Below are 22724 nucleotides of genomic sequence, written 5' to 3'. Positions count from 1 at the left end.
CTGCTTGTGACCAGACCGTGACAACGGACCGGGGGAAGATAACGGCGCGGAGCCCTTAAGGGCAATCCCCGAGTCGGAAGATGACCGTTTAGCGGTCAGTGGGACATCCCCGCGTATGAGCCGTCACGCTGGGTCATGAGCGCGCTCCCCATACCGTCCGGGTGCAGGCACGATGGGGTGATCCAGGTTGTCATCCGAACGCGTGATGGCGGTCACAACTAGGTGAAGGGTGCGTCGATCGACGGGCAGCGAAAGGTGACCTGAATCACGTATCCGATGCTCCTCCACGACCAACGCCGGGTGCGCCAACCGGGCGTTCCGCTGCGGCACGACCACCTGGTCCATCTCGCTCCACACCACGACGAACCTGGTGCGGCACGGTCGGGACGGTTCGGCCAATTCGGACAACAGGTCGGAACCCGGCCTCAATTGCCTGGTCAGCGAGGTGGGGACCAGATAAGCGGTCAACGTGCCCTGGTGCGGGGTCCCGAGGGTCACGAGCGTGCGCACGCGTGCGTCGCCGTTGAGGCGCTGTACGTAATAACGGGCGATGAGGCCGCCCAGCGAGTGCCCGACCACGTGCACGCGGTCGGATCCGGTCTGCTCGCAGATCCGCTCGACGTGCTCCCCGAGCAGCGCCGCCGACCGCCGGACGTCCCCCGTCAACGCGGTCAGCACGCTGTAGTTCACGGCGTGCACCACTCCGAAGCCACGCCTTCGCAGTGCCCCCGAAAGCACTGCGAAGGCGGAGCGGTTGTCCCCGATGCCGTGCACCAACACGATCGGGGTGCCCGCCGCGTCCATCGCCGAAACCACCAGCCCGCGCCGGCGAGGTGGTAGGCGGTCCGTGCGGTAGGCGCGGAGGTGCCCGTCGGGCTTCAACTGCTCTTCCACCACGCCCCACGGGTAGAGGACGGTGTGCGCGGCCAGCCAGGCGGCCTCGACCGCGACGCCGCGCACCCCGCCGGGCGAGGCGACGGCCCGGAGCACGCCGCCCGCCAGCCCCAGGGCGTCGCCGGCCACACCGAGCCCGGCGTCCACGCCGGTGCCGACCCGGCCCGCCCAGGTCGTCACGAGCCGCCGCACCGCGTCACCCATAGGGCTGAAAGTAAGTGACGTCCCCACGAACTGCGAGTACCCGACGTCCGATGTCCACAACCGGGGACCGGCCGCCCGTCGCCGCCGGCTCCGTTTTGCTAGCGTCCGACCGGTGATCCGAACCGCTGAACCGGTCTCAACGGCCCCCACGAGACTCCGGACGGCGGTTGGGGTGGCCGCGGCGGGCGCGTTGCTCACCGCGGCGGCCCCGGCTGTCGGTGTGGTCGGCGGCGCCGTGCCGCCCGCGTTCACCGCCTGGCCGCTGCTGGCGCCGCTCGCCCTGCTGCCCACCGCCCTGGCCGCGGTGTTCCTCGCCCGCGGGCAGGCGCTCACCGCCGCGGCGGCCCTCGTCGCACCGGCCGTGTTCGCCGTCGGCCGCCTGCTCAACGACCTGCAGCTGCTCGTCGACCCGGTCGACGCCGCGCGGCCCGAGCTGTTCCGGTCGACGAGCCTGGACCCGCCCGGCCCCGCCGCGGGCCTGTGGCTGCTGCTGGCCGGGCACGTCCTGCTCATCGCCGCCGGCGCGCTGGCCACCCTCGGCGCCGAACCGGACGTGCGCAGCGAACGCGCGAGGTTCGCCCTGCCCGCCACCGCGGGCGCCGTCGCGGGCATCGGCCTGTTCACCGCGCCGTTCACCTCGACCGACGCGCTGATCCAGGCCCGCGGCACGTTCGACTCGCCGACCCTGCCGATGCTGGGCGGCATCGTGCTCACCCTGGCCGCGCCCGCCCTCGCGGTCCTCGCGGCCAGCGCCACCACGCCCGAGGCCCGCAAGGGCGGTCTGCTCGGCCTCGCCGCCGTGCTGCTCGCCGCCGCCGCGCCGCCGATCGCCTCGGCCCTCGCCGTCGACGCCATCGGGCCGGCCGTCGGCCCGTTCCTGGTGCTCGCCGCCGCCATCGCGCTCGCCTGGCCGCAACGGGCAGTCAAGGACGAGGACGGTGCGGAGCGGGACGTCGAACTGCCGGGCCAACGACGCCTGCACGTCATCGCCGCCGCGCTCGGCCTGGTCGCCGCCGCGGCAGCCGCGGCGGGCGCGTCGACCGACCTCCTGGTCCTGCCCGACGGCTCCCCGCCACCCGCGGACTACGCGGCACGCCTGCTCTGGCCCGCCGCGATCGCCACCGGCCTGCTCGCCGCCGCACTGCTCGCCAAGGCCGCCGTCCGGCCCGCGTTCACCGTCGCCACCGCCGCGATCCCGCTGGGCGCCGCCGTCGCGCTCGACGCCGTCTTCGCCGCGACGAAGGTCGACGTCGTGCAGCCCGGCGTCGGCGTCTGGTTCACCGCGGCGTCGGTGGTCGCCGCGGCGGCGGCCGCCATCACGGCGGCACTGGCCGGCGCGGTCGAGCGGGACGAGGTCGGCACGGACGCGGGCGAGTCGTCGCTGCCGCTGATCGCCACCACCCTGATCGCGGTGCTGCTCGCGTTCGGCGCGTTCAGCCTGCCCGTGCTGCGGGCGCCCGACTACGTGCCGATCGGCGCGTTCGGCCTGCACGTCGGCTCGTTCGGGCTGCTGGTGGCGTTGATCGCGGTCGTGGCGGCTGCCGCCGTCGCGCTCAAGGCCAGGCCGAGCCGCGGTGCGGCGCTGCTGCTCGGTGCGGCGGTCGTCACGGCCGTCCGCGCCTGGGAGTACCCGCTCACCGCGGCCCGTGCCGCCGAGGCCGCACCCGGTCCCGGGCTCTGGCTGGCCGCCGCCGCGACGGTCGCGTTCATCATCTCCGGCGCCCTGCGGACGGCGCGCTGAATCGTGGGTGGTGATCGACCTCACCACCTCTATGACGGACTTCACGGGCGTGGGGTGCGGTGGAGTCCGGGCTGGTCGATAGTGTCTTGCGAAGCCGCGTCGAGCCGGTCCCCCCACGGCTGTGCCGGCGTTCCAGGTGATGCCTGGACGTGTGGGCACCAGGCCCCAGCCTGGAGCGCCGGACCTCAGAGGACCGCACGACCTGACGCGGTGTCCGACACCGACGTCGCAGGAGACCCGAGTGGACCTGTACGAGTACCAGGCGAAGGACCTCTTCGCCGCCCACGACGTCCCGGTACTTCCGGGCGACGTGGCGACCACCCCCGCCGAGGCCAAGGCCATCGCCGAGCGCTTCGGTCAGACCGTCGTGGTCAAGGCCCAGGTCAAGACCGGCGGCCGGGGCAAGGCGGGTGGCGTCAAGCTCGCCGAGAACCCGGATGAGACTTCAGCCAAGGCCGAAGCGATCCTCGGCTTGGACATCAAGGGGCACATCGTTCACCGCGTGCTGGTGACGCCCGCGTCCGACATCGCCGAGGAGTACTACTTCTCCTTCCTCCTCGACCGCGCCAACCGCACCTTCCTGGCCATGGCCAGCGTCGAGGGCGGCATGGACATCGAAGAGGTCGCCGCGACCAAGCCCGAGGCCCTGGCCAAGGTGCCGGTGGACGCGATCAAGGGTGTCGACCGCGCGAAGGCCGACGAGATCGTGGCCGCCGCGAAGTTCCCCGCCGAGGTGGCCGACCAGGTCGCCGACGTCATCGTGAAGCTCTGGGAGACCTTCGTCTCCGAGGACGCCACGCTGGTCGAGGTCAACCCGCTGGTCCGCGACCCCGAGGGCAAGATCGTCGCGCTCGACGGCAAGGTCACCCTCGACGAGAACGCCTCCTTCCGCCACCCCGACCACGAGGCGCTGGTGGACAAGCAGGCGGAGGACCCGCTGGAGGCCAAGGCCAAGGCGAAGGGCCTCAACTACGTCAAGCTGGACGGCCAGGTCGGCATCATCGGCAACGGCGCCGGTCTCGTGATGTCCACCCTCGACGTGGTGGCCTACGCCGGTGAGAAGCACAACGGCGTCAAGCCCGCGAACTTCCTCGACATCGGCGGCGGCGCGTCGGCCGAGGTCATGGCCAACGGCCTGGACATCATTCTGCACGACCCCGACGTGCGTTCGGTCTTCGTGAACGTCTTCGGCGGCATCACCGCGTGCGACGCGGTCGCCAACGGCATCGTGGCCGCCCTGGGCATCCTGGGCGACGAGGCCAAGAAGCCGCTCGTGGTCCGCTTGGACGGCAACAACGTGGAGGAGGGCCGCCGGATCCTCGCCGAGGCCAACCACCCGCTGGTCACCGTGGTGGACACTATGGACAACGCGGCCGACAAGGCCGCCGAGCTCGCGGCTGCGGGGGTCTGACGATGGCTATCTTCATCACCAAGGACAGCAAGGTCATCGTCCAGGGCATGACCGGCGCCGAGGGCACCAAGCACACCAAGCGGATGCTGGCCTCCGGCACGACCATCGTCGGCGGCGTGAACCCGCGCAAGGCGGGCGAGAAGGTCGACTTCGACGGCAACGTGCTGCCGGTGTTCGGCTCGGTGGCCGAGGCCATGGAGGCGACCGGCGCGGACGTCACCGTGATCTTCGTGCCGCCGGCGTTCGCCAAGGCGGCCGTGATCGAGGCGATCGACGCGGGCATCGGCCTGGCCGTCGTGATCACCGAGGGCATCCCGGTGCACGACACCGCCGCGTTCTGGGCGCACGCCGTGGCGACCGGCGCTGGGGTCGACGGACGTGGGACCCGGATCATCGGCCCGAACTGCCCCGGCCTGATCAGCCCCGGGCAGTCCAACGCGGGCATCATCCCGGCCAACATCTCCGGCGCGGGCAAGATCGGTCTGGTGTCGAAGTCCGGCACGCTGACCTACCAGATGATGTACGAGCTGCGCGACTTCGGCTTCTCCACCGCCATCGGCATCGGCGGCGACCCGATCATCGGCACCACCCACATCGACGCGCTGGCGGCCTTCGAGGCCGACCCGGAGACCGCGGCGATCGTGATGATCGGCGAGATCGGCGGCGACGCCGAGGAGCGGGCCGCGGCCTACATCAAGGAGAACGTCACCAAGCCGGTCGTCGGCTACGTGGCGGGCTTCACCGCGCCCGAGGGCAAGACGATGGGCCACGCGGGCGCGATCGTGTCCGGCTCGGCCGGCACCGCGCAGGCGAAGAAGGAAGCCCTGGAGGCCGCGGGCGTCAAGGTCGGCAAGACGCCGAGCGAGACCGCCACGCTCATGCGGGAGATCATGCAGTCGATCGGCTGACACTGGGCCGTTCGTGCGACATGCTGAGGGCCGCCTCTCCCGGGAGGTGGCCCTCAGTGCGTTCTCCGGACGAGTCAATGCGCACATTGGGGGGAACCACGGGAGTCCGCTCGCCGTCGGAGAGTGTGCATCGGCTAGCGTTCTGTCGACCCGAGATCAGTTCCGCAGGTGGAGGAGACCGCATCATGTCCCAGCCGTACGGCGCCCCTCAGCAGCAGCCGGGTCCGGCGCAGCCGGCGGTGGGTGTGAACCTGAACCTCATCCTTCCGCTGGTCGCGGCCGGTCTGGCGCTGATCGCGTACCTGCTCGCGTTCGCCGACGACGTGCAGTCGTCGGAGTTCCTGTACGCGGCGGGCACGCTCGCCGGCCTGTCCGTGCTGCCGAAGGCGCCGAAGGGCCTGCTGTACGCGGCCGTGCCGTTCGCGGTGATCCCGACGCTGGGGCTGCTCCAGGGTCTGATCACCACCGAGGCCGACGTCCAGGGCATGCAGATCGTGCTGCTGATCGTGTCGTTGCTGCTCACCGCGGCCGTGGTGCTGAGCCTGCTGCTGGAGACCGGCGTGGTGAAGCTGCAGCCGAAGACCGCGAACGTCTACGGCCAGCCCGGTGGCTGGAACCCGCACTCCGGCGCGTTCCCGCAGCAGGGCCAGCAGCCGCAGCAGTTCGGCCCGCCGTCCGGCCAGTTCGGCCAGCAGGCGCCGCCGCCGCAGGCCGCACCGCAGGCGGGCCAGCCGCAGCCGACGTCCTACATGCCGCAGCCGGGCCAGTTCGGGCAGCCGGGCCAGCAGCCCGGCCAGGGCACGCCGCCCGGTGGGTTCGGCGGTCCCCAGCAGGGCTGAGCACGTCGTGGGAGGGGTGGCGCCGGTAGTCCGGCGCCACCCCTCTTCGCATGTCCGGCGAGCCTCGCCCGAACGGCTCACCGCTACTGGGACAGTGGGAGGATGTCGGTGTCGCAAACGACCTCGCACGGCGTCGTGACGGATTCGGTCCGCCCGCCCGAGTTCTCCCGCGCCGAACGGTTGCGGGTGCTCACGATGACCGCCACCGGGTCGGTGGTCATCGGCTACGCGGGCGTGGCCGCGCTGCTCGCGCTGGTCTCCTCGACCGCCGCGCACGCGTCGTTCTCGACGACCGGCGTGCTCACCGCCGCCGCCCCGGGCTGGCTGGTCGCGCACCACGTGCCGCTGCGCTTCGACGGCGGGCAGCTCGGCCTGCTGCCGCTGCTGCCGACCGCGCTGGTGATGCTGCTGGTGTACCGGGCGGCGGCGGGTGCGGCGGACCGGCTGGGGCTGTTCGAGCCGTTGCAGGCGCGGTCGGTGGTGTTCAGCATCGCCGGCGCGCACGCCGTGGTGGGCAGCGTGATCGCGTTCCTGATGGGTGACGAGGGTCCGGTTCGGGCCACGCCCGCGGTGGCGTTCTTCGGGTGCGCGGTGGTGTCCGGGCTGGCGGCGGTCGCCGGTGTCGCGCAGCGCTGCGGCCTGGTGGAGGTCGTGTTCGAGCGGGTCGACCCGGTGGCGCGGCGGGGGTTGCGCACGGGCGCGTTGGCGTTGTTCGCGCTGGCCGCGGCGGGTGCGCTGGTGCTGGCGCTCGGGCTGGTGTTCTCCTGGCCGACCACCGCGTCGCTGTTCGACCAGACCGGCGGCACCATCGGCACCGGCCTGGGCATCTGGCTGCTGTGCCTGGCCTACCTGCCCAACGCGGTGGTCGGCGCGCTGTCGTACGTGGTGGGCTCCGGGTTCTCGATCGGCGCGGTGGTGGTGGGCCCGCTGGAGTTCGTCGGCGGCCCGGTGCCCGCCGTGCCGCTGCTGGCCGCGTTGCCCGAGGAGCAGGCGGGCTACCTGCCGCTGGTGCTGGTGCTGCCGGGCGTGATCGGCGTGCTGGCCGGGTTGTCGTTGCGCGACGCCGCCGAGACGCCCCGGGCGAGGGTGCGCGCGGTGCTGGTCGCGGCGGTCACCGCCGGTGTCGGCACGCTGGTGCTGGCGGCGGCGGCCGGTGGTGCGCTGGGCGGCGGGGTGTTCAACCCGGTCACGATCCCGGCGGGGCTGCTGGCCGTGCTCACGTTCGGGTGGATCACCGTGCCGGGCGCGGTGGTGGCCTGGTTCGCCGGGCCCCGCCCGCCGCGTGTGGTGGAGCCCGAGCCCGTCGACTCCGAGGACTCGGAAGAGGGCGACTTCGAGGACTCCGAAGAGGAAGTCGAGTACGAAGAGGAAGTCGAGTACGACGAGGAAGCCGAAGAGTACGAGGACGAGGACGAGGAAGAAGAGGAAGACGACGAGGAGTTCGACCACGAACTCGACGAGTACGACGACCTCGAAGAGGACGTCGAGGAATTCGAGGACGAGCCGGACGACGAGTCCGACGATGAGCCCGAGGACGAGTCGGACGATGACCCCGAGGACGAGTCGGACGATGACCCCGAGGACGAGTCGGAGGAGGACGGCGAGGGCGACGAGGACCTGGCCGACGAGCCCCGCTAGGCAACGCCTAGGCTGCTCTTGAGCTGCTGTGACAGTCCCCAGCAAGGAGAGCACGCTGAGCGCCGCGACCACACTCCGGCTTCCCGTCCCCGCCAGGGTCGTCGTCCTCGTCTCCGGTTCCGGCACCCTGCTGCAGGCGTTGCTGGACGCGGCGGCCGACCCCGGCTACCCGGTCGAGGTGGTCGCCGTCGGCGCCGATCGCGACGGCATCGAGGGCCTGAGCCGCGCCGAGCGCGGCGGCGTCCCCGGCTTCGCGGTCAAGCTGCGCGACCACGCCGACCGCGCCGCGTGGGACACCGCGCTGGCCGACGCCGTCGAGGCGCACCGACCCGACCTGGTGGTCTCCGCCGGGTTCATGAAGATCCTCGGACCCGCCTTCCTGGCCCGCTTCGGCGGCCGGATGGTCAACACCCACCCCGCCCTGCTGCCCGCGTTCCCCGGCGCGCACGGCGTCCGCGACGCCGTCGACTACGGCGTGAAGGTGACCGGCGCGACCGTGCACCTGGTGGACGGCGGGGTGGACACCGGGCCGATCCTGGCCCAGGAAGCGGTCGTCGTCGCCGATGACGACGACGTCGAAAGCCTGCACGAGCGCATCAAGGTGGTGGAGCGGCGGCTGCTGGTCGACGTGGTCGCCCGCCTGGCCCGCGAGGGCTGCACCGTGAACGGACGAAAGGTGAGCATCCCGTGACCACTCCTGCCGAGAGGCGACCGGTTCGCCGGGCCCTGATCGGGGTTTCCGACAAGTCGGGGCTGCTGGAACTGGCCACCGGCCTGCACGCGGCCGGAGTCGAGATCGTCTCCACCGGCGGGACGGCGCGCGCGCTGGCCGACGCGGGCGTGCCGGTCACGCCGGTCGAGCAGGTCACCGGGTTCCCGGAGGCGCTGGACGGCCGGGTGAAGACGTTGCACCCCGGCGTGCACGCGGGCCTGCTCGCCGACACGCGGCGCCCGGCGCACGTGGAGAAGTTGCGCGAGCTGGGCATCGAGCCGTTCGACCTGCTCGTGGTGAACCTGTACCCGTTCACGCAGACGGTGGCGTCGGGCGCGTCACCGGACGAGTGCGTCGAGCAGATCGACATCGGCGGTCCGGCCATGGTGCGCGCGTCGGCGAAGAACCACGCCAGCGTGGCCGTCGTCGTGGACCCGGCGCGGTACTCGTGGGTGTTGGAGCAGGTCAAGGCCGGTGGCTTCACGCTGGCCGACCGGCAGGGGCTGGCCGTGGACGCGTTCCGGCACACCGCGTCCTACGACGTGGCCGTGGCGTCGTGGCTGGGCAGCGCGGTCGCGCCGGACGACGAGGGCTCCGGCTTCCCCGGCTGGGTCGGCGCGACCTGGAACCGCAAGCAGGTGCTGCGCTACGGCGAGAACCCGCACCAGCGCGCCGCGCTCTACACGCAGGGCGACGGGCGCACCGGGCTGGCGACGGCGGAGCAGTTGCACGGCAAGGAGATGTCCTACAACAACTTCGTCGACGCCGACGCGGCGTGGCGCGCGGCGTGGGACCACGAGCTGCCGTGCGTGGCGATCATCAAGCACGCCAACCCGTGCGGCATCGCGGTGTCCCGGGTGGACGGTCCCGGTGCGATCGCCGAGGCGCACCGCAACGCGCACGCGTGCGACCCGGTGAGCGCGTTCGGTGGCGTGATCGCGGTGAACCGCGAGGTGACCGTGGAGCTGGCCGAGCAGGTCGCGGAGATCTTCACCGAGGTGATCATCGCCCCGTCCTACGCCGACGGCGCGGTGGACGTGCTCACGCGCAAGAAGAACATCCGCATCCTGGTCGCGCCGGAGCCGGTGCGCGGTGGCGTGGAGATGCGCGCGGTGTCCGGCGGGCTGTTGGTGCAGACGGCGGACACGATCGAGGCCGAGGGCGACGACCCGGCCAAGTGGACGTTGGCGTGCGGCACGCCGTTGGACGAGGAAGGCCTGGCCGACCTGGCGTTCGTGTGGCGGGCGTGCCGCGCGGTGAAGTCGAACGCGATCCTGCTGGCGTCCGGTGGCGCGACCGTCGGCGCGGGCATGGGCCAGGTCAACCGGGTCGACGCGGCCCGGCTGGCGGTGGCGCGTGCCGGTGACCGGGCACGGGGTTCGTTCGCCGCGTCGGACGCGTTCTTCCCGTTCCCGGACGGGCTGGAAGTGCTGGTGGAAGCCGGGGTGCGGGCGATCGTGCAGCCGGGTGGGTCGGTGCGTGACGCCGAGGTGATCGCGGCGGCGGAGGCGGCCGGTGCAACCGTGTACCTGACCGGCACGCGGCACTTCGCGCACTAGTTCTTCGGATCGGAGGGGGCTCTTCGCCGGGTGCGAGGAGCCCCCTCCGCCTACTTCGAGGTCAGTTCCCCGGCCACCTTGACGGCCACGGCCTCGGCGTCCGCGACCGGGAAGCCCGAGTCGGTGAAGAAGCCCTTGTCGCGGCCCTGGTAGCGGATGTTCCACACCACCGTGCCCTTGCGGACCAGCAGGTTCACCTCGGTGAGGTCGGTCGGCGAGGCCGGGATGAAGACCATCGACTCGTCGCCGAGGTCGAGGGTCTTGGCCTGGTCGCCGGTGCCGTACGACATGAAGCTGGTGTAGTTGTCGTGCGCCTGGTCGAGGTTGCGGTCCGACTTGTCGGAGAACGTGGTGAAGTCGTAGACGAGGAAGCTGAGGCGGCGCGGGTTGCGACCGTCCTTGCCCTTGGTCTGCTCCCACGCGCAGTGGGTCTGCTTCATGCCCTTCTTGGCGTCGGTCGGCGCCTGGATGAGGCGGAAGCTGCTGACGTGCGCCTGTGACTTCACGTCGTCGCTCAGCACGCACTGGGCGATCGGCTCGGTGCCGGGACCGCCGCCGGGTTCGTCGATGTAGTTCAGGTACATCGAGCCGACCACACCGCCCACGACGAGCACGACGACGCCGATCACGATCCCGATGACCAGTCCGGTCCGCTTCTTGCGCGGTGGGCCGTAGCCGGGCGGTTGGTGGAAGCCGGGCGGCTGGGCGCCGGGTGGCTGGGCGCCGGGTGGCGGTGGCTGCTGGAAGCCGGGCGGTTGGGTGCCGGGCGGTTGGGTGCCGGGCGGCGGCTGCTGGAAGCCGGGCGGTGGTGGGCCGTAGCCGGGCTGTTGGGCCTGTTGCGGCCAGTTCTGCGGGTTCTGGTTCACGGTTTCCCCCCGTGGTGCGGTCGGTGCGCGCGGAGCAGTCTGCCGGCCACCCGATCGGGGACGCCGCCGGCATTGACAGCGGGTGGTCGGTTCGGGATAAGATCACCCTGTCGTTCGAACAGGTGTTCGACAGGTCGCCGAACTTCCCACGGCGATCCGCGCACAGGGGTGCGCGCGGATCAGTGGGAGGAGGGCGGGTGTCCAGGTCGGCAACGGCGACGCTGACCGCGCTCGGGGTAGGCGCGGCGGGCGAGCTGACCACGGCACCGGCCCGGACCCTGCCGGTTCGCGGGGAACTGGCAGGGCTCCTCCCGTGGGGCGGCCTGCGGCGGGGCAGCACGGTGTCGGTGCGCGGGTCGACATCGTTGCTGCTCGCGCTGATGGCCGCGGCGACAGGGGAAGGATGCTGGGCGGCCGTGGTCGGCCTGCCGGGGTGTGGGGCACTCGCGGCGGCCGAGTTGGGCGTGGCCGTCCATCGGCTCGCTCTGGTCCCTCGACCTGGGAGGGACCAGAGCGAGGTCGAGAAGACCGTGGCCGCCCTGCTGGACGGTTTCGACCTGGTCGCGCTGGCCACACCGGTCACCGCGGCGACCTCGCGCAAGCTCTCGGGCCGGGCGCGCAACCGCAAGGCCGTCCTGCTGCCGTTCGCGGTGCCGTGGCCGGGTGCCGACGTGGAGCTGACCGCGACCTCCGGCCGCTGGACGGGCCTGACCACCGGCCACGGCCTGCTGACCTCCCACACCGTCACCGTGCAGGCGACCGGCCGAGGAGCCGCCGCCAGGCCACGCCGGACCACCGTGGTGCTCCCCGGGAACACCGACGTGCCGGCCCGACGTCCCGCTCTGGCGCCCGTGCCGAGCACCGACTCGCCTCGACCACCCACCGCCCTGCCGGCGACCCACACACCGGCCGCCGGCTCGCCGAGCACTGGCCTGTCGGCTCCCGGTTCACCGGGCAGCGTGCCCGGTCCGCCTGACTCGCCCACCGCCGCCTGCCTGGCGTTCCCGACCCCCGTCGAGGCGGTGTGACCCGTGGACGTCCCGTCGAAGAAGGTGAACCCCCTGTACACGCTCGCCGTCTGGTGCCCTGACTGGCCGGTCGTCGCGGCCGCCGCGGAGGCAGCGCTCCCACCGCACGTGCCCGCCGCCGTCATCGTCGGATCGGGTGAGGTCGTCGCCTGCTCGGCGGTCGCGCGCGCCGAAGGGGTGCGGCGCGGGATGCGGCGGCGGGCGGCCCAGGGGCAGTGCCCCGAGCTGGCCGTCTTCGAGTACGACGAGGTGCGCGACGCCCGTCTCTTCGAACCGGTCGCGGCGGCGGTGGAGGAGTTGGCGCCCGGGATCGAGGTGGTCCGGCCGGGGTTGGTGGTCGTCGCGGCCCAAGGGCCCGTCGGGTACTTCAAGTCCGCCGAGTCGGCCGCCGAGCGCCTGGTCGACCACATCGCGGTCCGCGCGGGCGTCGAGGCGCAGGTCGGGTTCGCCGACGGGCTGTTCGCGTCGACCCTGGCCGCGCACCGCGGGCTGGTCGTGCCACCCGGCCGGGCCCGCGACTTCCTCGCGCCGCTGGGCATCCACGAGCTGGACCAACCCGCCGAGCGCCGGGAGGACCGGGCCGCCCTGGTCGACCTGCTGCGCCGGCTCGGCCTGCGCACGCTGGGCGCGTTCGCCGCCGTGCCCGAGCGGGACGTCGCCACCCGCTTCGGCCGCGCCGCCGTGCTGGCACACCGGCTGGCCGCCGGACTGGAGGAACGTCCCCGGTCACGGCGCCGCCCACCGCCCGAGCTGTCGGTCACCCGCGACCTCGACCCGCCGATCGACCGGGTCGACGCCGCGGCGTTCGCGGCCAAGGGCCTCGCCGAACGCCTGCACGCGGGCCTCGCCGACCGCGGCCTGGCCTGCACCCGCCTCGGCATCCACGCCACCACCGAGAACGGCGAGGAGCTGCACCGGGTGTGGCGCTGCGCCGAACCGCTCACCCCGCAGGGCATCGCGGACCGGGTCCGCTGGCAGCTCGACGGCTGGCTCACCCGTGCCCGCCTCGACCGTGCCCACTCCTCCTGGCCGGGCCCCACCTCGGGCATCCACCTGCTCCGCCTCGACCCGGAGGAGGTGGTCGACGCCACCGCGCTGCAACTGGGCCTGTGGCCGGGCGCGGGTCAGGACCAGGGTGAGGCGGCGGAACGGGCGGCGCGCGCGATGGTGCACGTCCAGGGCCTGCTCGGGCCGGACGCCGTGCTCACGCCCGTGCTCGGCGGTGGGCGTGGGCCGGTCGAACGGGTGCGGCTGGTGCCGTGGGGCGACGAGCGCACCCCGGCGGCCGACCCGGACCAGCCGTGGCCGGGGCAACTGCCCGGGCCGTCACCCGCGACGGTGTTCGCCGAACCCGAACCGGTCGCGCTGCTGGACTCCTCGGGCGCGGACGTCGTGGTCACCGGCTACGCCGAGTTGGTCGCGCGACCGCACCGGATCGTGCACGGCGGTCGGGCGCGGCAGGTCGTGGCGTGGTCGGGGCCGTGGCCGGTGGACGAGCGCTGGTGGGACGCGGAGACCGCGCTGCGCGGTGCACGACTGCAAGTGCTGGGAACCGCGCCGGACGGCGAGGAGCAGGCGTTCCTGCTGATCCGCGCGGGCGGCAAGTGGGCGGTGGAAGGGGTGTACGACTGATGAGCGGTGACTTTCCCGAGCAGGATCGACGTGGTCTGGCCGAGTGGCTGGCCGACCAGCGCGTGCCGGACCAGCGCGGTGGACCGGCCTACGTGGTGAGCTTCGGCTGGCTGCCGGCACGGCTGCCACCGGCGGCGCCGTCGATCCCGGCGCCTCGGCGGGCACTCGACGACTCGCGCTGATGGGCTGGAACAACCCGCCGGTCCGGTGGTCGGAGCTGGAGCGCGCGCTGTCGGGCAAGCCACCGGTGCCCGACGGCGGCGACAGCCCGGCGTGGACGCGGCACCGCGACCGCTACGAGGCGCCACCCGACTTCGCGGTCAAGGTGGACGACCTCGGTGCGACGCGCGCCCGCGTGCCGTACGTCGAACTGCACTGCCATTCCAACTTCAGCTTCCTCGACGGCGCGAGCCACCCGGAGGAACTGGTGGAGGCGGCACAGCAGCTCGGGCTGGACGGGGTGGCGTTGACCGACCACGACGGCATGTACGGCGTGGTGCGGTTCGCCGAGGCCGCCAAGGAGCTCGGCATGCGCACGGTGTTCGGCACGGAGCTGAGCCTGGGGCTGTCCGCGCCGCAGAACGGCGTGCCCGACCCCGAGGGCGAGCACCTGCTCCTGCTGGCCACCAACCGCGACGGCTACCACGCGTTGTGCCGCACGATCACCACCGGCCAGCTCGCGGACGGCAGTGAGAAGGGCCGGCCGGTCTACCGGTTGGAGGAGGTCGTCGCGGACACCCGGGACGACTGCGTCGTGCTCACCGGCTGCCGCAAGGGCGCGGTGCGCCGTGCGCTGGCGCGGGAAGGGCCGGAGGCGGCGTTCGCGCAGCTGCGTCGGCTGGTCGAGCTGTACGGGGCGGACCGGGTGTTCGTGGAGCTGACCGACCACGGCTACCCCGAGGACGGCCCGCGCAACGACCTGCTGTGGGGCATGGCCCACGACCTGGGGCTGCCGACCGTGGCGACGAACGCCGTGCACTACGCGGTGCCCGCGCGCGGTCGGCTGGCGGCGGCGATGGCGGCGGTGCGGGCGCGGCGCAGCCTGGACGAGCTGGCCGGTTGGCTGCCACCCGGCCGCACGGCGTGCCTGCGGTCGGGGGAGGAGATGGCCCGCCGGTTCGCCCGGTACCCCGGCGCGGTGCACCGCTCGGCCGTGCTCGGCCTGCAGTGCCAGTTCGACCTCAGGCTGATCGCGCCGCAGCTGCCGCCGTTCGACGTGCCGGCGGGGCTCGACGAGAACCGCTACCTGCGTCACCTGACCTACGAGGGCGCGGCCCGCCGCTACCGCTCGATCGGCGAGAACCCCAGGGCGTACCAGCAGATCGAGCACGAGCTGAAGATCATCGAGGAGTTGAAGTTCCCCGGCTACTTCCTCGTCGTGCACGACATCGTCTCGTTCTGCCGGCGCAACGACATCCTGTGCCAGGGCCGCGGCTCGGCCGCGAACTCCGCGGTCTGCTACGCCCTCGGCATCACCAACGTCGACGCCGTCCGCTTCGACCTGCTCTTCGAGCGGTTCCTGGCACCCGCCCGCGACGGCCCTCCCGACATCGACCTCGACATCGAGTCCGACCGCCGCGAGGAAGCCATCCAGTACGTCTACCGCAAGTACGGGCGACGGCACGCCGCCCAGGTCGCCAACGTCATCAGCTACCGCGGCCGGTCGGCGATCCGGGACGTGGCGCGGGCGCTCGGCTACTCGGTCGGCCAGCAGGACGCGTGGAGCAAGCAGATCGACCGCTGGGGGCCACTGCGGTCCACTGCGGACGAAGGCGGTATCCCCGGTCCGGTGCTGGAGCTGGCCGCCGAGCTGGAGAACTTCCCGCGCCACCTCGGCATCCACTCCGGCGGCATGGTCATCTGCGACCGGCCGGTCAGCGAGGTGTGCCCGGTCGAGAAGGGCCGGATGACCGACCGCACGGTGCTGCAGTGGGACAAGGACGATTGCGCCGCCATCGGGTTGGTCAAGTTCGACCTGCTCGGCCTGGGCATGCTCTCGGCGTTGCACTACGCCATCGACCTGGTGCGCGAGCACGAGGGCGTCGAGGTCGACATCGGCGACCTCGACCTGGAGGACCAGCGCGTCTACGAGATGCTGCAGCGCGCCGACTCGGTGGGCGTGTTCCAGGTGGAGAGCCGCGCCCAGATGGCGACCCTGCCCCGGCTCAAGCCGCGGACGTTCTACGACCTGGTGGTGGAGGTCGCGCTGATCCGCCCCGGCCCGATCCAGGGCGGCTCGGTGCACCCCTACATCCGCCGCCGCAACGGCAAGGAGGAGTGGGACTACGACCACCCCCTGCTGGAGGGTGCGCTCAAGAAGACCCTCGGCGTGCCGTTGTTCCAGGAGCAGCTCATGCAGATCGCCGTCGACGTGGCCGACTTCAGCCCGGCGGAGGCGGACGAGTTGCGCCGGGCGATGGGCGCCAAGCGCTCGACGCACCGGATGGAACGGCTGCGGGAGCGGTTCTACGAAGGTGCCAGGGCCAACGGCATCGGTGGGGAGTTGGCGGAAAAGATCTACGCGAAGCTGTTGGCGTTCGCCAACTTCGGCTTCCCGGAGAGCCACGCGCTCAGCTTCGCGCACCTCGTGTTCGTCAGCGCCTGGTTCAAGCTCTACCACCCGGCGGCGTTCTGCGCGGCGTTGCTGCGTGCCCAGCCCATGGGCTTCTACTCGCCCCAGTCGTTGGTCGCGGACGCCCGGCGGCACGGCGTGCGCGTGCTCGGTCCGGACGTGAACGCCAGCCTCGCGCACGCCACCCTGGAGCTGGTGGACGGTGAGCAGGCCGTGCGCATCGGCCTGGGCGGTATCCGGACCATCGGGCAGAAGGTCGCCGAAGAGGTCGTGGCGCAACGGGAATCGGGCGCGGGACCGTTCCGGGACATGGCCGACTTCGGTGCCCGGGTGCGGCTGACCACCGTGCAGGTGGAGGCCATGGCCACCGCGGGTGCGTTCGGGTGCTTCGGGTTGGACCGGCGGGCGGCGCTGTGGTCGGCGGGTGCGGTGGCGAGGATCCGGCCGGACCGGTTGCCCGGCACCGTGGTCGGCACCGAGGCGCCGGCGTTGCCCGGCATGGACGAGGTCGAGCTGGCGGTCGCGGACGTGTGGGCGATGGGCCTGTCCCCGGACAGCTTCCCGACCGAGTTCGTCCGCGACCGGCTGACGGCGCTGGGTGCCCTGGCCACCGCGGCACTGGCCGAGGTGCCCAACGGCACCAGGGTGTTGATCGGCGGCGCGGTGACCCACCGGCAACGCCCCGGCACCGCGGGCGGTGTCACGTTCCTCAACATCGAGGACGAGACCGGGATGGTGAACGTCGTGTGCACCACGGGGCTTTGGGCGCGTTACCGCAAGGTCGCCCGGAGCAGCCCCGCGTTGTTGGTCCGGGGTGTGGTCGAGTCCGCGGAAGGTGTGATCAGCGTTCGCGCGGAACGGTTGCAGCAATTGGACCTCCGTATTCCGTCACGGTCCCGGGATTTCCGCTGAGATTGCCTGCGTCCACCGCTGTGGTTAGGGCCGGCTCGGTGGTTGGGTCCGGCTCGATTTGACATGGGGCCCTTACGGGCACTCCAGGCAGGCCAAAGCCGGCAGGCCCGGCGGGGAAAAGCGTCCCGCCAGGCCTGCCGGCTTCGACCAGCCTAAAGCACCCGAACCCATGTCAAATCGAGCCTTGCGGTGGCGCTGCGGGTCCGTTGTGGGCACGTCGGATTGTGTGCCGGTGGCCTCGGTGGGCTGGTGGCGGGTCCGTTGTGGGCGCGGGAGATTAGCTGGTCTCTGCAGGTGGGTGGCGGTCCGGTGTGCTGGACGCGGTGTGGGTTAGGTGTTGGCTTTGGTGTAGGTGGTGAAGACGACGCCGGTGTCGAAGATTCTCGTGGAGGCTTTGGCGAAGCGGGCGGTGGGGAAGTCGCCGGCGAAGAGGGGGATGCCTTTGCCCAGGACGATCGGGTGGATTTTCAGGACCAGTTCGTCGATCTCGGGCAGCAGGGTGGCGGCCAGCCTGCCACCGCCGCACAGCCAGATGCCCAAGCCCTGCTCTTCCTTCAGCTCGCGGACCTTGGTCAGTGGGTCGGCGATCACCTCGACGTCCTCCGGGGTGGTGCTCAGCCGGGTGGAGGCGACGTATTGGCGCAGATGTGGGTAAGGGCTCGGCAGGCCGCCCGGGACTTGATAGGTGGCGCGACCCATGAGGATCGTGTCGAAGGTCTTGTTCGGGGTGTCGATGCCCATCGCCTCGCGCAGCTGTGCGGGCAGGGCGTCCGGGTACTCCTCGATCAGGGCGGTCATGTGGTCGCCTTCGAAGAGGAAGTCGCCGAAGCCGCCCTTCGGGTCGGCGATGAAGCCGTCGAGCGAGGTGGCGACGAAGTAGGACAGGGTTCGCATGTCGATCTCCTTCGGGGTTCTGGTAACCACTGCGACTGTAGTACTATGGCCGCAGTGGTTGTCAAGGGAGGGATCTTGGTGCGTAACCCGAACAGGCGTACCGCGCTGGTCGACGCGGCGGTCGAGGTGTTGGCGCGGGAGGGGGCGCGTGGGTTGACGTTCCGCGCCGTGGACCAGGAGGCGGGGGTGCCCAACGGCACCGCGTCGAACTACTTCGCCAGCCGCGATGACCTGCTGCGACAGGTCGGTGAGTACATCCACGTCCGGGTCTCGCCGGACGCCGAGCGGTTGGCGGAGACGATGGCCGCGCCGCCGGACAAGAGCCTCGTGGTGCGGCTGCTCCAAGAGCTGTTGGCGCGCCTGCAGGTCGACCGAACGGGTTACCTGGCGCTGCTGGAGCTGCGGCTGGAGGCCACCAGACGTCCCGAGTTGCAGGCCGCGCTGACCAGGACGATCAGCGAGAACCTGGAGCAGAACATCCGCTTCCACCTGGACGCGGGACTGCCCGGCGACCGCACCACGGTGGTGTCGCTCTACCTGGCCATGAGCGGCCTGATGGTGGAGCACCTGACGTTGCCCGACGTGCTGCCGGAGGAGGAGATGACCGACGTCATCACGGCACTGGTCGAGCGCACGCAGGTCAGCGGTCCAGGGGGCCGCCGATGATGGTCATCGCCACGAAGATCACGGCGAAGCCCAGGCCGGAGTAGAGCAGCGCGTCCACGCTGCGGCCCCGGATGGCGATCAGGCCGGCCTGCTCGTCGGTCACCAGGACGCGCAGGATCGCCGCGATGAGCAGCGCGACGCCGATCAGCACCGCGCCCTGCCGCCAGTGGTACTGCACGATTCGGAGCAGGCCCAGGCCGACCACCACGAGCACCAGCGCGAACGGCAGGTGCTTGCCCGCCGCGGACCGCCAGCGCTGTTCCGGCAACAACTCCACCGCTTCCGCCTCAGGCCGTGCGCTCGGCTGCCTCGACCGTGTTGGTCAGCAGCATGGCAATGGTCATCGGGCCCGCGCCACCCGGGATCGGCGCGAGGAAACCCGCCACCTCGGCCACGTCCGGGTGAACGTCGCCCACCAGGCCGGCTTCGGTGCGGGTGATGCCGACGTCCACCACGGCGGCACCGGGCTTGACCATGTCCGCCGTGATCAGGCCGGGGCTGCCCGCACCCGCCACCACGATGTCCGCCCGGCGCACCTCGGCGGCCAGGTCCTTGGTGCCGGTGTGGCACAACGTCACGGTGGCGTTCTCGGAACGCCTGGTCAGCAGCAGCCCGATCGGCCGGCCGACCGTCACCCCGCGTCCGACGACGGTGACGTTCGCCCCGGACAGCGGCACGTCGTAGCGCCGCAGCAACTCCACCACCCCACGCGGAGTGGCGGGCAGCGGCGCCTCGTCGCCGAGCACCAGCTTGCCCAGGTTGACGGGGTGCAGCCCGTCGCCGTCCTTGCGCGGGTCGATGCGCTCCAGGATCGGGTTCGGGTCGAGGTGCTTGGGCAGTGGCAACTGCACGATGTACGCGGTGCACGCCGGGTCGGCGTTCAGCTCGTCGATGACCTCTTCCAGCTGCGCCTGCGTGGTGTCCGCGGGCAGGTCGCGGCGGATCGACGTGATGCCGACCTTCTCGCAGGCCAGGTGCTTGCCCCGCACGTACGAGTGCGAGCCGGGGTCGTCGCCGACCAGCACGGTCGCCAGCCCCGGCGTCACCCCCCGCTCGCGCAACGCGCCGACCCGCGCCCGCAGGTCTTCGAAGATCGCGTCCCGGGTGGCCCTGCCGTTGAGGATCGTCGCAGTCACGTGCCTCATCCTCTCATCCGCGCCGACCGGGCAACGCGGCGACCACCACCGCGAGCAGCGTCAACGCCGTGCCGACCAACGCGAGCACGGACACCTGCTCACCTGCGGCGGGAGCGACGACGTCCACCACGAGCGCACCGACGAGCTGCCCGGCGACCTGGCACAGCCCGACCAGCAGCACGCCCAGCCACCGCACCGCGAGCACGGCCGTGCCGATGGTGAAGATCCCGGTCGCGCCGCCCGCGTAGAACCACGGTTCGGTCGGCGCGGCCGAGGGCAGGCCCCGCACCGCCACGTCGACCGCGCACACGACGAGCAGCACCGCCGTGCCGGTGCCGAAGTTGACCAACGTGGTCACGCGCGTGCTCTGCGCCGCCTCGCGCACCAGCCCGTTCACCGCCTGCTGCCAGCCCAGGCCGAACCCGGCCACCGCGGGCAGCAGCGCCAACCACAACGCGGACGCCTCACCGGCCTCGTCCGACACGGCCACCGCGACCGCCACCACGGCCAGCGCCGCACCGGCCACCCGCGGCCCGGTCAACGCCACCCGCCCGGCCGGCCCGACGCCCGCCCGGTCCACCAGCAGGCTGCTCACCGCCTGCGCGCCCACCGCCGCCACGGTGAACACCGCCACGCCCAGCGCCGCGACCGTCAACCCCTGCGTGGACACGAAGAACGCACCGCACGCCCCGCCGGTGCACTGCCACCAGCGGATCCGCCCGGCGCGCAGCGACGACCGCAGCCGGCGCAGCCCGGCCCGCCCGGCGGCCGTGGTCGGCACACCGAGCAGCAGCAGCGCGAACCCGCCGCCGAACGACACCAGCGCGGCCAGGAACCCGTCGCCGAACACGTGCCCCAGCTCGCCGTTCAACCGGCCCTGGACCGCCAGGAGCACCCCGCCGGCGAACGCGAGCACCGCGCCGATCAACCGAACCCGGTCACCCAACGGGCACGGCCTTCCGGTCGCGCACCCGGCTCGCCAGCACCGCGCCGACCAGTGCCGCCGCCGTGCTCGCCCCGGCCGCTGCCGCCGGCCCGAAGTGGTCGAGCAGCGACCCGGCCACCGGCAGCGCCAGCGCCGAACCCGCCGTGGTGAACGTGCCCATCCAGCCGAACGCCTCGGCCTTGCGCTCGTCCGGCGCGAGCCCGCTGATCCGCTGGTTGTTGGCCGCGATGGCGGGCGCGATCGCCATCCCGCCCACCCCCAGCACCGCGCCGATCAACCACGCCGACGACGGGTCGAGCACCGGTGGCAGCACCAGGACCAGCGGTGCGACGCCCAACGCCATCAACAGCATCCGCCGGGTGAACCGCGCCTGCCCGACGAGCCCGCCCGCGACCAGCCCGCCGACCACGGAGCCGATGCCCCACACCGCCGTGAGCACACCGGCCATCGCGGGTCTGCCCAGGTCACGTGCCCAGGCGATGATCACCATGTCGATCGACACCAGCGACGCCACCATGAACAACGCGGTCAGCAACGCCAGCACCAGCGAACCGTCGCGCAGCAGCGTCCGACCACCGCGCTTGACCTCACGCGCCACCGGCCGGTCCAGCCCCGCCCGCCGCAGCGCACCACCGAAGCCCAACGCGCCGAACACCGCCAGCGCACCGCACAGCCACAGCGCGACCTGCGCGTTCCACACCGCCACCACGGTCGCCGCCAACGCGGGACCGACGATGTACATGACCTCCTGCATGGACGCCTCGACGGTGAACACGGCGGGTCCCGTGGTCAGCCGGGGGAAGCTCGCCCGGCTCATCGCCGTCACCGGCGGCGTGGACAGCCCGGTCAGGAACGCCACCACCACCGCCAGCGGCCACGCCGCGCTCGGCGTGACCGCGGGCAGCACGCCCAGCACCGCGATGCCCACCCCGTAACCCGACGAGGTGACCACCAGCAGCCGCCCGGCCGGGCTCCGGTCCGCGGCACGTCCCCGCAGCGGTCCGGCCACGCCCATGCCCAGCGTCAACGCGCCGCCGACCACGCCCGCCAACGCGTACGACCCGGTCCACCCGGCTATCAGGAACGACACCGCCAACGGCGTGCCGGGCAGGTGGATGCGGCCGATCATGGACCACAGCAGCAGCCCGGGCAGGTGCGGTATGGCGGCGAGTTCCCGGTACGGACGGAGCACAGTGACACTCTGCCCGCCCGCACCGACAACGCGGTGCCGAATATCCGCGGGAACCCGGCGGCCTCGGTTAGCGTCAGCACCTCTGGAGAGCGCTCACGAGGGGACCGCTGTGACCGATCCGACAGGACGCCGGGCCGAGTTGGAGGCGCGGAACGCGGCCATGCGCGAGCAGGTCGACTCCCTCCTGGCCGAGCTGCGCAAGAAGACCGACGAGCTGCGCGAGACGCAGGCGCAGGCCATGGCGATCACCGCGACCGCGGTGTCCAAGGACGGTGCCGTGCGCGCCACCGTCGACTCCGCCGGCGCGTTGACGTCACTGGAGTTCTCCGCGAACGCGTTCGAGCGCACCACCCCGGACAAGCTGGCCAGACTCGCCACCGAGACCGTGCGGCAGGCCGTGGCCAAGGCCCGGACCGAGCTGAACGAGGTGCTGACGCCCGCGCAGCAGGGCGCGAGCGTCGACCTGGCGGAGATGCTGCCCGGGGTGCCGTCACTGGCCGACCTCATCCCCCAGCCGCCCGTCGTGCCGCAGCCGTCGACGCAACCGCGCCGGCCCGCGCCGCGTTCCGACGATGACGACGGCGACAGCATCATGGACAGGAGTGGCTGGTGAGCGGGTTCGATGTCAGCGTGTCCGGTCTGCGCCGCGGCGCGGGCCAGTTCGGTGCGGCCGGTGACTCGCTGAACGCCGTGCTGCAGTCGTTGAACTCGGCGTTGCAGGCCGAGGGGCAGTGTTGGGGCGGTGACGAGTCCGGGCAGGCGTTCGCCAAGGAGTACGTGCCGAACTCGCAGGCCACGTTGGAGGCCTTCGGCAACCTCGCCAAGGCCCTTGCCGACATCCGCACCGGCGTGGACCAGACCGCCGATGCCTACGAGGGTTCCGACCAGGGCAACGCGACCGGGATCTCCCGGACTTACTGAGGGGCACTGCGGTGGGCATCGAGATCCCGAGCGAGGTCACCTGGCTCTTCCCG

Annotated in this window: 21 protein-coding genes; 14 read left to right on the top strand and 7 right to left on the bottom strand. The window is 72.3% G+C overall.

What is annotated here, in order from left to right; translation table 11 throughout:
• Positions 1-123: 123 nt before the first annotated feature.
• Entirely contained in the window at positions 124-1098 is a 975-nt protein-coding gene (locus tag A6A25_RS01150; RefSeq protein ID WP_241828450.1) for an alpha/beta fold hydrolase, read from the bottom strand.
• A gap of 172 nt (positions 1099-1270) precedes the next feature.
• On the opposite strand from A6A25_RS01150, the gene A6A25_RS42725 reads away from it, so the two are divergent.
• From A6A25_RS42725 to purH, 7 genes are all read left to right on the top strand, one after another.
• A complete protein-coding gene (locus A6A25_RS42725; protein WP_073885834.1) occupies positions 1271-2839 on the top strand; it encodes a hypothetical protein in 1569 nt (522 codons plus the stop codon).
• A 241-nt stretch (positions 2840-3080) separates the two neighbouring features.
• Positions 3081-4250, top strand: a complete 1170-nt coding sequence (gene sucC, locus A6A25_RS01140) for an ADP-forming succinate--CoA ligase subunit beta (protein ID WP_073885833.1) — start codon at positions 3081-3083, stop codon at positions 4248-4250.
• Between the two features lie 2 nt (positions 4251-4252).
• Positions 4253-5158, top strand: coding sequence for a succinate--CoA ligase subunit alpha (sucD, locus tag A6A25_RS01135; RefSeq protein WP_073885832.1), 906 nt, complete (start codon positions 4253-4255; stop codon positions 5156-5158).
• Between the two features lie 185 nt (positions 5159-5343).
• Positions 5344-5997, top strand: a complete 654-nt coding sequence (locus tag A6A25_RS01130; RefSeq protein ID WP_073885831.1) for a DUF5336 domain-containing protein — start codon at positions 5344-5346, stop codon at positions 5995-5997.
• A gap of 102 nt (positions 5998-6099) precedes the next feature.
• The gene (locus A6A25_RS01125) at positions 6100-7635 is read left to right on the top strand and encodes a cell division protein PerM (RefSeq protein ID WP_073885830.1); all 1536 of its coding nucleotides are present in this window, start codon (positions 6100-6102) and stop codon (positions 7633-7635) included.
• Between the two features lie 55 nt (positions 7636-7690).
• Positions 7691-8326, top strand: coding sequence for a phosphoribosylglycinamide formyltransferase (gene purN, locus A6A25_RS01120; protein WP_073886344.1), 636 nt, complete (start codon positions 7691-7693; stop codon positions 8324-8326).
• On the top strand, positions 8323-9906 hold the full coding sequence (gene purH / locus A6A25_RS01115) for a bifunctional phosphoribosylaminoimidazolecarboxamide formyltransferase/IMP cyclohydrolase (RefSeq protein ID WP_073885829.1): 1584 nt from the start codon (positions 8323-8325) through the stop codon (positions 9904-9906). Before purN ends, purH begins: the two co-directional genes overlap by 4 nt.
• Before the next feature lie 50 nt (positions 9907-9956).
• Here the strand turns inward: purH and A6A25_RS01110 are convergent, their stop codons facing one another.
• On the bottom strand, positions 9957-10772 hold the full coding sequence (locus A6A25_RS01110; protein WP_073885828.1) for a hypothetical protein: 816 nt from the start codon (positions 10770-10772) through the stop codon (positions 9957-9959).
• A gap of 197 nt (positions 10773-10969) precedes the next feature.
• On the opposite strand from A6A25_RS01110, the gene A6A25_RS01105 reads away from it, so the two are divergent.
• From A6A25_RS01105 to A6A25_RS01090, 4 genes are read left to right on the top strand one after another with little or no spacing between them, the layout of a single operon-like run.
• Positions 10970-11800 (top strand): hypothetical protein, encoded by an 831-nt coding sequence (locus A6A25_RS01105; RefSeq protein WP_073885827.1) that lies wholly within the window; start codon positions 10970-10972, stop codon positions 11798-11800.
• A gap of 3 nt (positions 11801-11803) precedes the next feature.
• On the top strand, positions 11804-13432 hold the full coding sequence (locus A6A25_RS01100; protein WP_241828448.1) for a DNA polymerase Y family protein: 1629 nt from the start codon (positions 11804-11806) through the stop codon (positions 13430-13432).
• Positions 13432-13614, top strand: coding sequence for a hypothetical protein (locus tag A6A25_RS01095; RefSeq protein ID WP_073885826.1), 183 nt, complete (start codon positions 13432-13434; stop codon positions 13612-13614). The genes A6A25_RS01100 and A6A25_RS01095 overlap by 1 nt, the downstream gene beginning before the upstream one ends.
• Entirely contained in the window at positions 13614-16916 is a 3303-nt protein-coding gene (locus A6A25_RS01090) for an error-prone DNA polymerase (protein WP_073885825.1), read from the top strand. The genes A6A25_RS01095 and A6A25_RS01090 overlap by 1 nt, the downstream gene beginning before the upstream one ends.
• Before the next feature lie 330 nt (positions 16917-17246).
• On the opposite strand, the gene A6A25_RS01085 is transcribed toward A6A25_RS01090, so the two are convergent.
• The gene (locus tag A6A25_RS01085) at positions 17247-17810 is read right to left on the bottom strand and encodes a dihydrofolate reductase family protein (protein ID WP_073885824.1); all 564 of its coding nucleotides are present in this window, start codon (positions 17808-17810) and stop codon (positions 17247-17249) included.
• A gap of 75 nt (positions 17811-17885) precedes the next feature.
• Between A6A25_RS01085 and A6A25_RS01080 the strand changes: the two genes are divergently transcribed.
• Entirely contained in the window at positions 17886-18476 is a 591-nt protein-coding gene (locus A6A25_RS01080; protein ID WP_073885823.1) for a TetR/AcrR family transcriptional regulator, read from the top strand.
• On the opposite strand, the gene A6A25_RS01075 is transcribed toward A6A25_RS01080, so the two are convergent.
• From A6A25_RS01075 to A6A25_RS01060, 4 genes are read right to left on the bottom strand one after another with little or no spacing between them, the layout of a single operon-like run.
• Positions 18451-18744 carry a DUF3017 domain-containing protein gene (locus A6A25_RS01075; RefSeq protein ID WP_073886342.1) on the bottom strand — a complete coding sequence of 98 codons (294 nt, stop codon included), beginning with the start codon at positions 18742-18744 and terminating at the stop codon, positions 18451-18453. The genes A6A25_RS01080 and A6A25_RS01075 overlap by 26 nt on opposite strands.
• Before the next feature lie 19 nt (positions 18745-18763).
• The gene (locus A6A25_RS01070; RefSeq protein WP_198932546.1) at positions 18764-19612 is read right to left on the bottom strand and encodes a bifunctional methylenetetrahydrofolate dehydrogenase/methenyltetrahydrofolate cyclohydrolase; all 849 of its coding nucleotides are present in this window, start codon (positions 19610-19612) and stop codon (positions 18764-18766) included.
• Positions 19613-19625: 13 nt separating this feature from the next.
• The gene (locus tag A6A25_RS01065) at positions 19626-20558 is read right to left on the bottom strand and encodes a DMT family transporter (protein WP_073885821.1); all 933 of its coding nucleotides are present in this window, start codon (positions 20556-20558) and stop codon (positions 19626-19628) included.
• On the bottom strand, positions 20551-21750 hold the full coding sequence (locus A6A25_RS01060; RefSeq protein ID WP_073885820.1) for an MFS transporter: 1200 nt from the start codon (positions 21748-21750) through the stop codon (positions 20551-20553). Before A6A25_RS01060 ends, A6A25_RS01065 begins: the two co-directional genes overlap by 8 nt.
• 109 nt (positions 21751-21859) lie before the next feature.
• Here A6A25_RS01060 and A6A25_RS43795 point away from each other — a divergent pair, with 109 nt between their 5' ends.
• Positions 21860-22363 (top strand): YbaB/EbfC family nucleoid-associated protein, encoded by a 504-nt coding sequence (locus A6A25_RS43795; RefSeq protein WP_158073668.1) that lies wholly within the window; start codon positions 21860-21862, stop codon positions 22361-22363.
• Entirely contained in the window at positions 22360-22671 is a 312-nt protein-coding gene (locus A6A25_RS01050; RefSeq protein WP_241828447.1) for a WXG100 family type VII secretion target, read from the top strand. Before A6A25_RS43795 ends, A6A25_RS01050 begins: the two co-directional genes overlap by 4 nt.
• Positions 22672-22724: the final 53 nt, after the last annotated feature.

Source organism: Saccharothrix sp. CB00851, from assembly GCF_001905065.1.
Classification (GTDB): domain Bacteria; phylum Actinomycetota; class Actinomycetes; order Mycobacteriales; family Pseudonocardiaceae; genus Actinosynnema.
This window is presented reverse-complemented; position numbering and strand designations above follow the sequence as displayed.